This is a genomic window from Leptolyngbya sp. FACHB-261 (assembly GCF_014696065.1).
Taxonomy (GTDB): domain Bacteria; phylum Cyanobacteriota; class Cyanobacteriia; order FACHB-261; family FACHB-261; genus FACHB-261.
Window position 1 is genome coordinate 50,628 of record NZ_JACJPL010000013.1, and the last position, 13,328, is coordinate 63,955.

A 13,328-nucleotide genomic window follows, 5' to 3' on the forward strand; every position below is an offset into this window, starting at 1 on the left:
GCAAATTGCAGGTCTAAGCGAACGGATGTGATATGACTCTCTTGAAGCAACTCTCGCTGAGATGGAAATTTTTTCTCGGCTCACTGTTCTATATGAGTTTTGCTCCCAAAGCACTTCTCTATTCGATTAAACGAGACCGTGTAGAACGAGAAATTACCGCTCCTCCCAGTTCAGAAGCCTTTGATAATCCAGGCAAGTTAATTCGGACTGAAGCATCTGCTAGAGGCGCCCATTTCTACTTTGAACAAGCGGAGTTAGAGATTAATTTTCTCACTGAAGACTTTGTTCAAATTGATTGGAAACCGGGTATTCCTCCCATTCCCTATGCCATCGCTCGCCAAGACTGGCCGCAACTGGAAACAACCCTAGAGGAAACTGGCGATAGCTGGACAATTGCCAGTGTTGGAGCGAGTGATGGTGCCAGCACTGGCGCGACGGCTTTGAGCATCAAAGTTGGGGTAGATGGCAGTTTGCGATTCACTGATGCAGCTGGACAGATTCTACGGCAAGAATTGCCGCCGCAGCGCAAAGATGAAGGTTGGATCCATCGCGCTCAATTGCGCCCAGAAGAGCAGATTTACGGCTTAGGTGAGCGGGCAGCTCCTCTAAATTTACGTCTGGCTAAAGAGACAACCGAGAAGGGAGAGGTCACCGACCAAGCCAAAACATTTCGCATGTGGAATTACGATGCGGCTGGCATGTATGGGCCAGGTGCAGACCCTATGTATATTTGCATTCCCATCTACTTAGGGTTACATCAGCAAGGGGGCTATCTAGTCTTTTATGAAAACACTTTTGAGGCTTATTTTAAGTTTGAGGATGTTGCCACAGCTGACTTTTTAGGGGGCTCACTTCGTTACTACTTTACGGCTGGCTCTCCGCCTCAACTGATAGAGCGCTATACAGAGCTAACCGGTCGTTCGCCGCTGCCACCGCGTTGGGCATTAGGCTATCACCAATCGCACTGGGGCTATCGCACCGAACAGGCAATCCGCGAAGAGGCTCAAGCGTTTCAAGCTCGTCAGGTACCTTTGAGCGCTATTCACCTAGATATCGACTGTCAAACCGGTTATCGCGCTTTCACAATCGACCCAGAACGCTTTCCCAAACTTGCCAGTTTTACGCAAGAATTGGACGAGCAAGGCGTGAAATTCATTGCCATTCTTAATCCTGGAGTTAAGTACAGCCGTCAGAGCAATCTCTTTTTAGAAGGTCAAATTCTAGAGGCATTTTGCAGATTCCCCAACGGCGATCTGGTGGTGGGTCCAGTTTGGCCAGGTTGGTGTGTGTTTCCCGATTTCACTAATCCCAAAGTGCGTAAGTGGTGGGGCCGACAGTATGAATATCTCCTGGATGTCGGCGTGACCGGTTTCTGGCACGACATGAACGAACCGGCAGCCTTCATTCTCTGGGGCGACCGCTCTTTACCTAAGCCAACCCAGCACTTCATGGAGGGTCGGGGTGGCGACCACCGAGAGGCGCACAACGTCTACGGCTTGATGCAAGCCAAAGCGGGCTACGAGAGCCTTAGCACCTATCGGCCCCAGCAACGACCCTTCATCGTCTCACGGGCAGGTTGGGCAGGGCTTCAACGCTACGCCTGGACCTGGACCGGCGACATTGAATGTACGTGGGCGGCTCTGCGCCAAACCGTGGCCACAGTGGTTGGCTTAGGTCTTTCCGGCATCCCCTATAGTGGCCCAGACATCGGTGGGTTTCAGGGCAATCCCAGTGCTGAGCTCTATTTGCGCTGGTTTCAGATGTCCACCTTCCTCACCTTCTGCCGCACCCACTCGTCGAACAACGTCGAGAACCGAACGCCCTGGACCTACGGCGAGCCTTATTTCACAATTATTCGCCAGCTCTTGCTCTTGCGCTATCGCCTACTGCCCTATTTCTACACGCTCTCCTGGGAGGCTAGCCAAAAAGGTCATCCGCCAGTACGCCCAGTATTCTGGGCTGACTCGACTGACCCCGCTCTCTGGGGTGTAGACGACGCCTTCTTGCTGGGTGAGGCGCTATTGGTTTGTCCAGTGTTTGAAGAGGGCGCGCATTCCCGGCAAGTTGTTCTACCGCAAGGGCGTTGGTATAGCCTCTGGGACGGTGCACCTGTAGAGGGTCCCGGAAGCGTTGAACTGGCAGCGCCGCTATCCCAGCTTCCTCTATTGGTAAAAGCTGGCACAGTTCTGCCAATGGAGGACCAGGAACGTCAACAGCTCACGCTCCATCTCTACCCACCCGTCCAAGGTAGCAGTGAGAGCCAGTTATATCTCGATGCTGGCGATGGTTATGCTGAGTCACGACTTGACCGGTTCCACCTACAGCGTGACGCCGACACTTTAGAATTGCATTGGCAAGAGCAAGGCGATTACGCATTTCCTTACCCTAGAATTCAGTTGCATGTGCATGGCGTGGAACTGCAACAAGCTTGGGTCGACGGGGAGCAAATCACGCTTCAGGAAGCCATGATTGAGGTCAAGAAATTCCAACACGTTCGCTTCACTTTAGGCTGAAGAATTCAGAATAGACAGTAAAGGCAGTGCGGCGAATTTGCTGGTTATTCAGCTTGTTCTAAGTCCGCTTGTTCTAAGGAGTGTTCAAACTACAGGCTCAAACTAAAACAGATGCTGACAGTGCGCTAGTCCGCCCTGAAACAGTTCGGTTATCTAGACTGTCTTAAAGTGGGCCTGAGAGCACCAGAATGCCACAATAAGAGTATACAAATTTTAGTAAGCGAGCTAGCAGAGCGATGATGAACTTTAATTCGAATGCCGCTGGTCTTCCAGGTGGCGATGCTACGCAGGAATCCACCAATCCTCTGCTTCAGTACATGCAGCAGCAATCACCCGAAGTGCTAGCCAGTGTTGGCAATTCGGCTAGCCCCGAAGTCCGAGAAGCCGTGTTGCGCAACGTTCGGGGTTTACTGGGCATGTTGCCACCCGAAGGATTTCAGGTTGAAATTACAACCGATCGAGAGCACTTAGCATCTCTGCTTGCGTCTGCCATGTTCACTGGCTACTTCTTGCGCAGTATGGAGCAGCGGATGGCATTGGATCATCAGTTAGCTTTGATCGACTCCGAGTCAACTGAGGCGTAAGAGGCATAATTAGTCGGCTCAATCGAGCCAAACAGTTGAACTTTGATGATTTGCAGGATTAGCACAGGCAGGTAAACAAACGGGCGCGGGAAGGAGCGAGCGGATGGCAGCAACTGACTTCAAAGACTATTACGCAGTACTGGGCGTGAGCAAAGACGCCAATCAAGAAGAACTTAAGCGTGTCTACCGCAAATTGGCCCGTCAGTATCACCCCGACGTTAATCCTGGCGACCAACAGGCCGAGGCTCGTTTCAAAGAGATCAACGAAGCCTACGAAGTTCTTTCTGACTCCGAAAAGCGCCAGAAGTACGACCAGTTCGGTCAGTATTGGAAGCATGCCGGTGAGGGCGGTGTACCCGGTACTGGGGTCGACTTCGGCGGTTATGATTTTGGTCAATATGGCAGCTTTGATGAGTTCATCAACGAACTGCTAGGCCGTTTTGGCAATGCTAGCGCTGGACCGGGGGCTGGAGCTGGCTCTGGACGCCGTGTCTACTATCGCACTGGGCCTGGTGGTTCGGGCGCTGCCGGTGGCGGCTTTGGCGGTTTTGAAGACCTGTTTGGGGGAGGCGGATTTGGTGGTAGTGGCTTCCAAACCCAAGCGCCCCCTACTTCTGATGCCGAGGCAGCAATTACGCTCAGCCTATCTGAAGCCTTCCACGGCGTTCAAAAGCGGTTGCAATTGGAGGGTGAATCCCTGGATGTTCGTATTCCCGCTGGCGTCCGACCGGGCAGGCGCATTCGGCTCAAAGGCAAAGGCCCGTTCAACCCGCTAACGCAACAGCGTGGAGACCTATACCTGATTACAGAAGTCCAGGCTCATCCCTTCTTTCAATTTGAGGGAGAAGATATTTTCTGTGAACTGCCGCTCTCACCCGATGAAGCCGTTTTGGGAGGGCAGATTCCAGTACCTACTGTCGATGGTAGCGTCACAATGACCATCCCAGTGGGTGTACGCTCTGGACAGTCTCTCCGGTTGCGCGGTAAGGGTTGGCCGAAACCCAAAGGCGGGCGCAGTGACCAAATTGTCAAACTTCAGATTGTGCCGCCCAAAGAACTTAGCCCTCTAGAGCGGGAGTGCTACGAGAAAATTCGCAGCAATCGTAGTTTTGACCCGCGTGCTCAGCTCAAAGACATCAAGCTCTAGCTCTGGCGCCTGCTTCTTTAAGCGCATGACCTAAACGCAATTCTTAAGCGCAGAACTCTAAGCACAGTTGGCGGAAGTGGTCGCCGCGCTGCTCGAAGTTGCGATACTGGTCGAAGCTGGCGCAGGCTGGTGAGAACAGCACCACAGCATCCTTGTAAGCCTGAGCGAGTTCCGCTGCTCGGAGAACTGCCCGGTCCAGAGTTTCAACCATTTCGACCTGGTTGTAGCCTACTGCTGCTAAGCGTTGGGCAAACTGAGGTGAAGCTGCGCCGATTAGCAGCACGGTAGCAACCTTACGCTGGATCGCCTGCAACCATGCATCATCACTGCCAACCTTCGGCTCACCCCCTGCGATCAGAATTACGGGTGCCGTAACCGCGCTCAGCCCAACCAGCGCGGCATCATAGTTGGTAGCTTTACTGTCATTGATAAAGTCGATACCGCGCCATGTGCAGATGCGTTCCAAGCGGTGCGGCAACCCAGGAAACTGCTCTACGGCATGGGCAATGGCATCGGGTTGAATACCCGCCAACCGGGCGGCGGCCACTGCCATTAGCAGGTTGGCCCGGTTGTGCTGACCCGGCATCTTGAGGAAACTAGTGGGCACAATCGGCTGAGCCACCCGATCCCGATGATCCATCACCCAGCCATCCCGGATATAGAACCCTTTCGGCGCAGGTAGATGGCTAGGACCTTCGGTACTGACCCAGTAAGCTGAGGGCCAACGAACAGGTCCGTGCTCCGCCAGGAAATCATCATTCCCGTTGAGAACAATGTGCTGCGAGTTTTCTACTAGATGCGCTTTGATTTGGCTGTAGCGTTCTAGAGTGCCGTGGCGACTAAGGTGATCAGGCGTAAAGGTCGTCCAGATGCCGATGTAAGGAGCAACACTGGGAGCGCTCTCGATCTGGTAGCTGCTCAGCTCAGCCACAATCCAGTCAGGGCTACGTCCGGTTGTCGCCACTGAGTAGGCCAGCTCACAGAGGGGATAGCCGATATTGCCACAGGCTGGTGCGTCGTGGCCCGCAGCTTGGAAAATCGCAGCAGTCAGTGCTGTCGTCGTCGTTTTGCCGTTGGTCCCCGTGATGCCAATCCAGGGGATGCGGTGGAGGTAGCGCCAAGCCAGCTCAACCTCCCCAATGGTTTCAATGCCTAATTCTCGCGCTCGCATCAAGCCTGCCCGATCCCAGGGCACGCCAGGGCTCACGACCAGCATTTGGGGCAAAGGCTCAGTCCAGGTGTCGGGGTTGAAGTCAGCATTGAGATGCGCTTCGATTCCTAACGGCGCCAGCTCAGCCGCTCTCGCGTTGAGTACCTCGCCCTTGCCCCGGTCACTTACACTAACCTGCCAGCCCTGCATATGAAGAAGACGAGCGGCAGCGAGACCGGAGGCCCCGAGGCCGATGATGTGAGCACTAGACATGGGCACGGCGGGAAGCGTAACGAGAACTTGGTGAAATTACTGTACGCTCTCCGGTGCCCTAATTTGCAACCCCAAAGGCCTTTGCTTCGACCTAATGCTAAACTGGTTCAGCCCGCATGAGCCCCTGGAGAGGTGGCAGAGTGGTCGAATGCGCCTGACTCGAAATCAGGTATGGTGCAAGCCATCGGGGGTTCGAATCCCCCCCTCTCCGTCCCCAACTGCAATACCTGCAACGCCTATGTTAGGGGCTTGGTAATCTCTGTGATAGTAGGGGCTTGGCGATGCCAAGCCCCTACGGTGTCTGATGAACTTATAGAAGCCAGAAGCAAATCAGAATAAATTGGGCGGATTAAACAGGGCTCAAGGGACTAACCTAAGCGACGCAACAGGAGCAATGATCGGGCTGTCACTGGCACCTGCTGAGTACCGGTATAGGAACGTCCGGTCTTTAGGAAGCGGGGCTCTTTTGTATCAATGACTGTAGACCACTCCCGGTCTTCTAACCCAACAGGTAGGCTAAATTCAATCACGTCGTAGTGAGCATTGAAGAACAGCAGAAAGCTTTCATCGATGATGCGTTCACCGCGCGGTCCAGGCGTTTGCATTGCTTCCCCATTTAAAAACACACCAACAGCTTTGGCAAAACCAATAGTCCATTGTTCATCGGTCATCTCACTACCGTCAGGATTGAACCAGCTGATATCGATAACGCCAGAACCATGAATGGCTCGCCCCTGAAACCAACGCCGCCGTCGAAACACAGGATGCTGATGGCGGAAGTAGATTAGCTGGCGGCTGAAATTGAGCAGGTCTTCATTAGCATCCGGTAACTCCCAATTGAGCCAGGAGATTTCGTTATCCTGACAGTAAGCATTATTGTTACCCTGCTGTGAGCGCCCCATCTCATCGCCCGAGAGTAACATTGGTACGCCTTGGGACAGCATCAAAGTCACCAAAAAATTTCGTCGCTGCTGCTCCCGCAACTGCAAAATCTCGGGTTCATCGGTCTCACCCTCAGCACCACAATTCCAGGAGCGATTGTGGCTTTCACCATCCCGACTTTCTTCGCCATTGGCCTCATTATGCTTCTCGTTATAACTGACCAAATCATTCAGAGTGAAGCCATCGTGGGCAGTGAGAAAATTGATGCTGGCATGGGGTCGGCGTCCATTAGATTGGTATAGATCCGAGCTACCTGTAAACCGATATGCAAACTCGCCTAGAGTCTGATCTTCCCCCCGCCAAAAGTCCCTTACTGTATCTCGATATTTGCCATTCCACTCAGACCACAGCAGCGGAAAATTGCCGACCTGATAGCCTCCTTCGCCAATATCCCAGGGTTCGGCAATGAGTTTCACATTATCTAAAACTGGGTCTTGATGAATGATGTCAAAGAAAGCCGCCAGGCTATCCACCTCATAGAGCTCTCGGGCCAAAGCCGAAGCTAGATCAAAGCGGAAGCCATCGACGTGCATCTCCAAAACCCAGTAGCGCAGGCTATCCATGATTAACTTCAGGACTTGGGCATGTTGCACATTTAGAGAATTGCCACAACCCGTAAAGTCCATGTAGTAGCGTGGATTATCTTCAACCAAACGGTAGTAGGTAGCATTGTCAATGCCGCGCAAAGATAGGTTTGGCCCTAAATGATTGCCTTCCCCTGTGTGGTTGTAGACAACATCTAAAATGACTTCAATACCAGCGAAGTGCAGGGCCTTCACCATTTTCTTGAATTCAATGACCTGCTGCCCCAAAGAACCGCTAGCACTGTAGCCAGAATAGGGAGCAAAATAGTTAATTGAATCGTAACCCCAATAATTGCTCAAACCCTTGTCTACTAAATAGCCGGGGCGGGATAAAAAGTGGTGGACGGGCATCAATTCAATCGCTGTAATGCCTAGAGATTGCAAGTGCCTAATCACGGCTGGATGGGCTAGCCCAGCGTAAGTACCCCGCAGTTCCTTAGGGATATCGGGGTTTAACTTAGTGAACCCTTTGACATGGGCTTCGTAGATGATCGTTTCATGCCAAGGAGTTCGTAGCAGTTTATCATCTCCCCAATCAAAGGTTGGATCAATCACAACCGCTTTGGGGACTAAATGGGCGTCATCAGTCTCAGAGAAAGATAAATCTTTTTCTGGATCAGCCAAATCATAGGCGGAAATTTCAGGTCCATTGCCAATTTCACCATCGAGCGCTTTGGCATAGGGATCAATCAGAAGTTTATTGGCGTTGAAGCGATGCCCTGTTTCTGGGGACCAGGGACCATGCACACGAAAACCATAGCGCTGACCAGGCCCTACCCCTGGTACATATCCATGCCAGACAAAGTTGTTCACCTCTGTGAGGGCTAAGCGTATTTCATCACCCTGCTTATCAAACAGACAAAGTTCAACCCCAGTTGCATTTTCTGAGAACAAAGCGAAGTTGGTTCCCTTGCCATCCCAGGTGGCTCCCAGGGGGTAAACGTTACCAGGCCAAAGTGCTACGTACATGGATGACTTTTAATGTAAAAGGCGGTTGTTACTGACATTACGCTTCGGTCCTGCGCTACTTGGCACAAAAGTTTCTGATGGCACTCCACTTGCTCCACATTCATTGAATCTTGCAAAGCTCTTGATTTCCTGGCAACGTGTCCGAGCCAATTTAGCCTGTGAGGATCAACACCAAGCCTCTCTCAGTACAGCTTCCTGCAAGCCTGTCGGGTTGGCAACAGGAGGGCAGAACCCGAGGGTTTAGTCTGTGTAGCAATCTAATAGGGGCACTAAGCAGCAGGAGCCCTACAGTTAAAAGTATCAAGTGTGGAGATAAGGTATAGACAACGCTAGCCAATATTAGAGCACTTGCCCATCTTTTGGGGGGCTTAAACCCTTACTTTGAATAACCTCTCTGTGAATATTGCTGCATCTGATATATATAAATTCTCTTATAATTCTTAGGCTCTCTAATCTACTCCAGCTGTAAAGTTCTCATTCTAGAGCTAGCTTTTGAAGCTGTAGTCAACCCAACTAACAGATACAATACAGAGACAACCATCATTTGGACTTGTCCATTGACATTTGCCTTGGACAAGCTTAGTGAAGCTAAATCCAGGACTTTTAGGTAGTGGTCACAGCCCTGATGGACCTCTCACCGTAGACGGAGCAATCTCTCGCCTGATAAGGTGTTGGGTAGCACGTCATTGTCTACTGCCCCTGGAAAATATGAAATGGTTCCGTGCAGTAGCCAATTGGTCCAGTCAGGCAAAATCACAACAAAGACAAGGGTGATCGCGAATTGCTCCGACGCATGAGGCAGGGACATCACCAGGGTTGCCTAACTCTGCCCAATCGAGTAGTCCGTCGAGTGGCAACTGAGCCATGCTTCAGCTTGGCAGGGGCTGCATCCAGCAGAATTACGTTGAGGGCTTCTACTTCTGGCGTGAGGCAAATTCGCACGCCCGGTGAGCGGATGGCAGGTCTATCTCCTGCAATTCGGCAGTTTTAAACGTGCAGCTTGAGGTGACCTCAATGGAGTCAGGTACGGTGTTGCAAGACCGCTATCAGATTGTCCGGTCGCTAGGCAAAGGTGGCTTCGGCCAGACATTCGAGGTCAAGGATAAAGGCCCCTCTGGAGGCCGGACTTCTAAGGCCAAGGTTTTGAAGATTCTGACTCTGGATCGCTTTCAAGAGTCTAAGAATCGTCAAAAAGTGGTTGCCCTATTTCAGCGAGAAGCTGAGGTTTTGATCCGTCTAAATCATCCTGGCATTCCTAAAGTAGAGCCAGATGGTTACTTTACCTGGGCGCGGCAGGAGCAAGAGCTGCTGCATTGCTTGGTAATGGAAAAAATTGAGGGCCAGAACCTACGCAGTTGGCTGAGAAGTCGCGCAGACCAGCCCATCCTGCAAGACCAAGCCATCCTCTGGTTGAAGCAGTTACTAGACATTCTCAACCAGTTACATCACCAAGAGCTATTTCACCGCGACATCAAACCACCCAACATCATGCTCAGGCCCGATGGGCAAATGGTCTTGGTTGATTTCGGCGCAGTTCGAGAAATTACGGAGACTTATCTACAAAGACAAAAAGGGGATGAGACTGGCACAGTCATTGTTTCTGCTGGTTATACACCTCCCGAGCAGGCAGAGGGACGAGCGGTGCTGCAGTCTGATTTCTTTGCCCTTGGACGCACCTTTGTTCACCTGCTAACCGGCCAACACCCCACTAACTTCGACACTGATCCACGTACGGGTCGGCTTAACTGGCGAGACAGTGCCCCTCAAATCTCTAAAGCCTTAGCCGGTCTAGTCGACTACCTGATGGAACCTTTTCCGGGTCGACGGCCTCAAACGGCAGAGGAGGTTATGCGTTGTTTAGCAGAAGTGACGGCGAACGGCTCCGAATCGACAGCGTTTGCCTCTTCTGGCTCTCCTCCCCCCCAACGCCCCCCACTCAATCGCTCGGCCCAATCCGTCGACTCTCGCGATTCCACACCATCCCGCCGTTCAACCCCTTCTCGCCCCAACGCCATTGCCAGTTTTCTGCCTACCCTGGCCCTACTCCATCCCTGGCAAAACGCTCAGTTTCGCCGCTCTCTGCTGGGACATTTAGGCTCGGTTAGAGCTTTGGCAGTGAGTCCCGACGGAGAGATCCTCGCCAGTGGCGGCTACGACCGCACGGTCAAGCTTTGGAACTTGAACACAGGGGAGCAGCTGCAAACTCTGAGCGATCATCGAGAGCGGGTCACCTCACTCACGATTAGCTCTGATGGCAAACTGCTCGCTAGTGGCAGTCATGACCGCACTATCAAGCTTTGGAATCTAGCCACCGGGGACTTGATCCACACTCTGGATGGCCGGTTTGGCCCAATTCACTCTGTCGCTTTTGACCCCAAAGGTCAGACCCTACTAAGTAGCAGTGGCACCGAAATCAAGCTGTGGGCTGTGTTGACGGGCCGTTCAGTTGCGGCCTTTGCAGGCGGCTCAGAATCAATTCGCTCCATTGCCATCAGTCCCGATGGGCGATTGCTTGCGGTCGGTAGTCTAGATGGCACGGTTGAATTCCGGCACGCTCAAACGGGTAAGCTCCTGCACAGCCGCTCTGCGCAGGTGGGCGGCATCGTGTCATTAGCCTTTAGCCCCGATGGTCAACTCCTAGCCAGCAGTAGTGGAACCAGTATCGAAATCTGGGGCCTGCGCTTGGGCAAACGCCTCCACCTCTTGCCTAGTCAGTCAGGCGAGATTGCCTCGGTCGCCTTTAGTCCTGATGGACAAACCCTGGCCAGTAGCGGCGGACCCGCCATCGATCTTTGGAATTTACAGACTGGCAGGCGGCTAAGCAGCCTCACTGGGCACACCAGCTTAATCCGCTCAGTAGTATTCAGCCCCGTGGGCCGGACCTTGATCAGTGGGGCTCAAGACAAGACCATTCGGATTTGGCAGCCTTGAGAAGGTCATGGCCTTGGCAACAGTCCAGCGAGTCGTCGCTAAGTGTTTATGCAGGCTAGACGCAGGAAAGGCAGGAGTTACACTGGTAGCCGAGTCAACCTGAGCTCGTGAGGCACAGTACGTCAGCATGTTTTGGTTTTTCCGCAAGCGAGAATCCTGCACCGTTATTAGCGAAGTAACGGAACTGACGGGCGAGCTCAGAGCCAAAGGCACTGTGCAAATTCAGGGCATCGTCCGGGCAGACATTGATGTCGATGGCCTACTAGAAATTTTGCCTAGTGGAGAGGTTGAGGGTCAGATCGTCCGAGCAGATATTGTGCGCATTTCAGGCAAGCTCAGGGCCTTTGTGCAGGCGAAACGGGTCGAAATCCTCAAGAGCGGCAAACTGCTCGGCGACGTCGAGACTCAGGCGTTGGACATTCAATCAGGAGCTATCTTTGCCGGTCGCTCTCAGATGAACCCTGGTGAAACACCCAGTGTTGGTCCCGGTAATGGCCTGACCTTAGAAGTGCCAGCTCTGCCGCAACGAGAGGCTAGCCCTATGACAGAAGTTCACGGTCAAGAATCCTAGGCAGGCCATTCCTGGCTGTCTGCCGATCTTTATTCGTTTATTCCTTCAGTGGCTCTAAGCTACCAGCAGGCCTTTATCATGTCTTGCTAAGTGCAACAGCTTTTGCTGCCTGAAAGCGAGCTTTGTAATTCGCTGAGGTGAGTCTAGGTTAAAACCAAGACCTGCTCACGCCGCTCCTGTCTATTTTGCTAGTGGCCATGATCTTGTACGAACTCAGCCACCGAGGGCCAATAATTCGGTGGCTTGGTTTGTTTTGAGCATTGGCTTTGATCATTGTTTCAGTTGCGTTGAACTTACAATTTCCAGAGACGTTAGGCTGAGATCAATGCTCGCTGAGACAGCTTTGAATACAGCCTGACTATGTTGCGCAAGCCTCACATCTTCTTCAATCCGTTTTATGCAGGCGGTACGGTTCGGCCCCGCTTGGTTGCACCAGGGCCAGAAACTAAGCAGGCAGCCCGTGATGTGCGCTTGATTCTGGAGACTTTTGCGCAATACATTGGCCAGCCACAGAGTGAAGCTTACAAAGCCCTCAACACCTTGCGCCAACAGAAAGTGGGCGTAGAAGATAAGCGCTGGCAGGGTTTAGTCCACCTGATTGGCAAAGAGTATATCGATGCCGAGATGCAATCGCCGCTCAGCCCCCAAGAGGTGCGCAAAGAAGTCTTTGAAAGAGCGGCAGTTCTACACCCGCTCAACCTTGAGTCGCGGAGTCATTTGTTGCTGCAAATTGCTTCAGAGTGGGGCTGCACGCCTGCGGAGATTGAACATAGCCTTTATGCCGATCTGGCCGACCGCAAAATTCTCCAGTCCTTTGAGGTGCCTACCCCCGAAGCCGTCCTCAGCCGTTACAATCTGGCTCAAGCTCAGGGTCTACTCTACTGGGCACGACGCCTGACAATTACGCTGCGGCGCACAGAGCCCTTTCAAGTCAAATACCTGTTCAAGCACATCAAACGCCTGCGTCTGATGCACGATGTGCGCGGCAATCCGGAGTTGGGCTACGAGATCAGCCTGGATGGGCCTATTTCGCTACACAGAGCCAGCACCCACTATGGCGCCGATCTCGCCCAACTGCTGCCCGCGCTGCCTCACATTCAAGATTGGAGTTTCAGTGCCAGCCTAGAGCACAAAGGCAAAAGCTTCACCTGGACCAGTAGCCCCAGCCAGTTTCCGTCTTATAGCCACTACTTACCGCCCAATAATTACGACAGCCCTGTAGAACTAGCCTTTGCTAACGCATGGGCCAAACTTGACACGCCTTGGAGCATGCTACGGGAGCTAGAGGTCATTGATTTGGGCAGCACTGTCCTCATCCCCGATTTTGTCTTGGAGAACCCAACTGCGAACCCATCACGAGTGAGCTTAGAGATCGTCGGCTACTTCAATCAGGCGTACTTCGAGCGCAAGTACAGTAAGCTACTGCGCTCTCCCCATCCAGCCCTGATTCTGGCCATTTCGCGCAAGTTTCGCGAGTTTGCACCATTGCTGGAACAGCTACCCTGCCCTGTAGTTTGGTACTCCACTGAGGTCAGTGCACGCAGCGTGCTTCAGGTGCTTGGACAATTGCCCCAGTCAGAGGCTATCTAGGCCAGGGACAAAATCAAGCAATCTGAAACTATACAGTGAGCAGAAATACTTATTTGTATGATAAGCTACAAATA

Annotated in this window: 10 protein-coding genes and 1 tRNA gene; 7 read left to right on the forward strand and 4 right to left on the reverse strand. The window is 52.5% G+C overall.

The annotated features are described in order from the left end of the window. The first annotated feature begins 92 nt into the window (after positions 1-92). The 3 genes from H6F94_RS05380 to H6F94_RS05390 all read left to right on the forward strand — a co-directional run bounded on the left by H6F94_RS05380 (position 93) and on the right by H6F94_RS05390 (position 4,244). On the forward strand, positions 93-2,513 hold the full coding sequence (locus tag H6F94_RS05380; RefSeq protein ID WP_199320227.1) for a glycoside hydrolase family 31 protein: 2,421 nt from the start codon (positions 93-95) through the stop codon (positions 2,511-2,513). 236 nt (positions 2,514-2,749) lie between these two features. Continuing rightward, positions 2,750-3,097, forward strand: a complete 348-nt coding sequence (locus H6F94_RS05385; protein WP_396426418.1) for a DUF760 domain-containing protein — start codon at positions 2,750-2,752, stop codon at positions 3,095-3,097. 103 nt (positions 3,098-3,200) lie between these two features. Further along, positions 3,201-4,244: a DnaJ C-terminal domain-containing protein gene (locus H6F94_RS05390; RefSeq protein WP_190801204.1), complete on the forward strand. Its 1,044-nt coding sequence runs from the start codon at positions 3,201-3,203 to the stop codon at positions 4,242-4,244. A gap of 43 nt (positions 4,245-4,287) precedes the next feature. On the opposite strand, the gene murD is transcribed toward H6F94_RS05390, so the two are convergent. After that, positions 4,288-5,667, reverse strand: a complete 1,380-nt coding sequence (gene murD, locus H6F94_RS05395) for a UDP-N-acetylmuramoyl-L-alanine--D-glutamate ligase (protein ID WP_190801205.1) — start codon at positions 5,665-5,667, stop codon at positions 4,288-4,290. 126 nt (positions 5,668-5,793) lie between these two features. Here murD and H6F94_RS05400 point away from each other — a divergent pair. Continuing rightward, positions 5,794-5,878, forward strand: a tRNA-Ser gene (locus tag H6F94_RS05400). 157 nt (positions 5,879-6,035) lie between these two features. Here the strand turns inward: H6F94_RS05400 and glgX are convergent. From glgX to H6F94_RS32835, 3 genes are all read right to left on the reverse strand, one after another. After that, the gene (gene glgX / locus H6F94_RS05405; protein WP_190801206.1) at positions 6,036-8,162 is read right to left on the reverse strand and encodes a glycogen debranching protein GlgX; all 2,127 of its coding nucleotides are present in this window, start codon (positions 8,160-8,162) and stop codon (positions 6,036-6,038) included. Between the two features lie 634 nt (positions 8,163-8,796). Continuing rightward, positions 8,797-8,970, reverse strand: a complete 174-nt coding sequence (locus tag H6F94_RS05410; protein WP_190801207.1) for a hypothetical protein — start codon at positions 8,968-8,970, stop codon at positions 8,797-8,799. After that, on the reverse strand, positions 8,970-9,104 hold the full coding sequence (locus H6F94_RS32835; RefSeq protein WP_277877998.1) for a hypothetical protein: 135 nt from the start codon (positions 9,102-9,104) through the stop codon (positions 8,970-8,972). Before H6F94_RS32835 ends, H6F94_RS05410 begins: the two co-directional genes overlap by 1 nt. 72 nt (positions 9,105-9,176) lie before the next feature. On the opposite strand from H6F94_RS32835, the gene H6F94_RS05415 reads away from it, so the two are divergent. From H6F94_RS05415 to H6F94_RS05425, 3 genes are all read left to right on the forward strand, one after another. Then, a complete protein-coding gene (locus tag H6F94_RS05415; RefSeq protein WP_190801208.1) occupies positions 9,177-11,093 on the forward strand; it encodes a WD40 repeat domain-containing serine/threonine-protein kinase in 1,917 nt (638 codons plus the stop codon). 127 nt (positions 11,094-11,220) lie between these two features. After that, the gene (locus tag H6F94_RS05420) at positions 11,221-11,664 is read left to right on the forward strand and encodes a bactofilin family protein (RefSeq protein ID WP_190801209.1); all 444 of its coding nucleotides are present in this window, start codon (positions 11,221-11,223) and stop codon (positions 11,662-11,664) included. 360 nt (positions 11,665-12,024) lie between these two features. Beyond that, positions 12,025-13,254 carry a DUF790 family protein gene (locus H6F94_RS05425; protein ID WP_190801210.1) on the forward strand — a complete coding sequence of 410 codons (1,230 nt, stop codon included), beginning with the start codon at positions 12,025-12,027 and terminating at the stop codon, positions 13,252-13,254. The last annotated feature ends 74 nt before the right edge of the window (positions 13,255-13,328 follow it).

What these genes read in the sequence shown, in the direction of transcription:
- H6F94_RS05380 (WP_199320227.1), top strand. Translation starts at nt 93, where the DNA reads ATGAGTTTTGCTCCCAAAGCACTTCTCTATTCGATTAAACGAGACCGT.
- H6F94_RS05385 (WP_396426418.1), top strand. Translation starts at nt 2,750, where the DNA reads ATGATGAACTTTAATTCGAATGCCGCTGGTCTTCCAGGTGGCGATGCT.
- H6F94_RS05390 (WP_190801204.1), top strand. Translation starts at nt 3,201, where the DNA reads ATGGCAGCAACTGACTTCAAAGACTATTACGCAGTACTGGGCGTGAGC.
- murD (WP_190801205.1), bottom strand. Translation starts at nt 5,667, where the DNA reads ATGTCTAGTGCTCACATCATCGGCCTCGGGGCCTCCGGTCTCGCTGCC.
- glgX (WP_190801206.1), bottom strand. Translation starts at nt 8,162, where the DNA reads ATGTACGTAGCACTTTGGCCTGGTAACGTTTACCCCCTGGGAGCCACC.
- H6F94_RS05410 (WP_190801207.1), bottom strand. Translation starts at nt 8,970, where the DNA reads ATGTCCCTGCCTCATGCGTCGGAGCAATTCGCGATCACCCTTGTCTTT.
- H6F94_RS05415 (WP_190801208.1), top strand. Translation starts at nt 9,177, where the DNA reads ATGGAGTCAGGTACGGTGTTGCAAGACCGCTATCAGATTGTCCGGTCG.
- H6F94_RS05420 (WP_190801209.1), top strand. Translation starts at nt 11,221, where the DNA reads ATGTTTTGGTTTTTCCGCAAGCGAGAATCCTGCACCGTTATTAGCGAA.
- H6F94_RS05425 (WP_190801210.1), top strand. Translation starts at nt 12,025, where the DNA reads ATGTTGCGCAAGCCTCACATCTTCTTCAATCCGTTTTATGCAGGCGGT.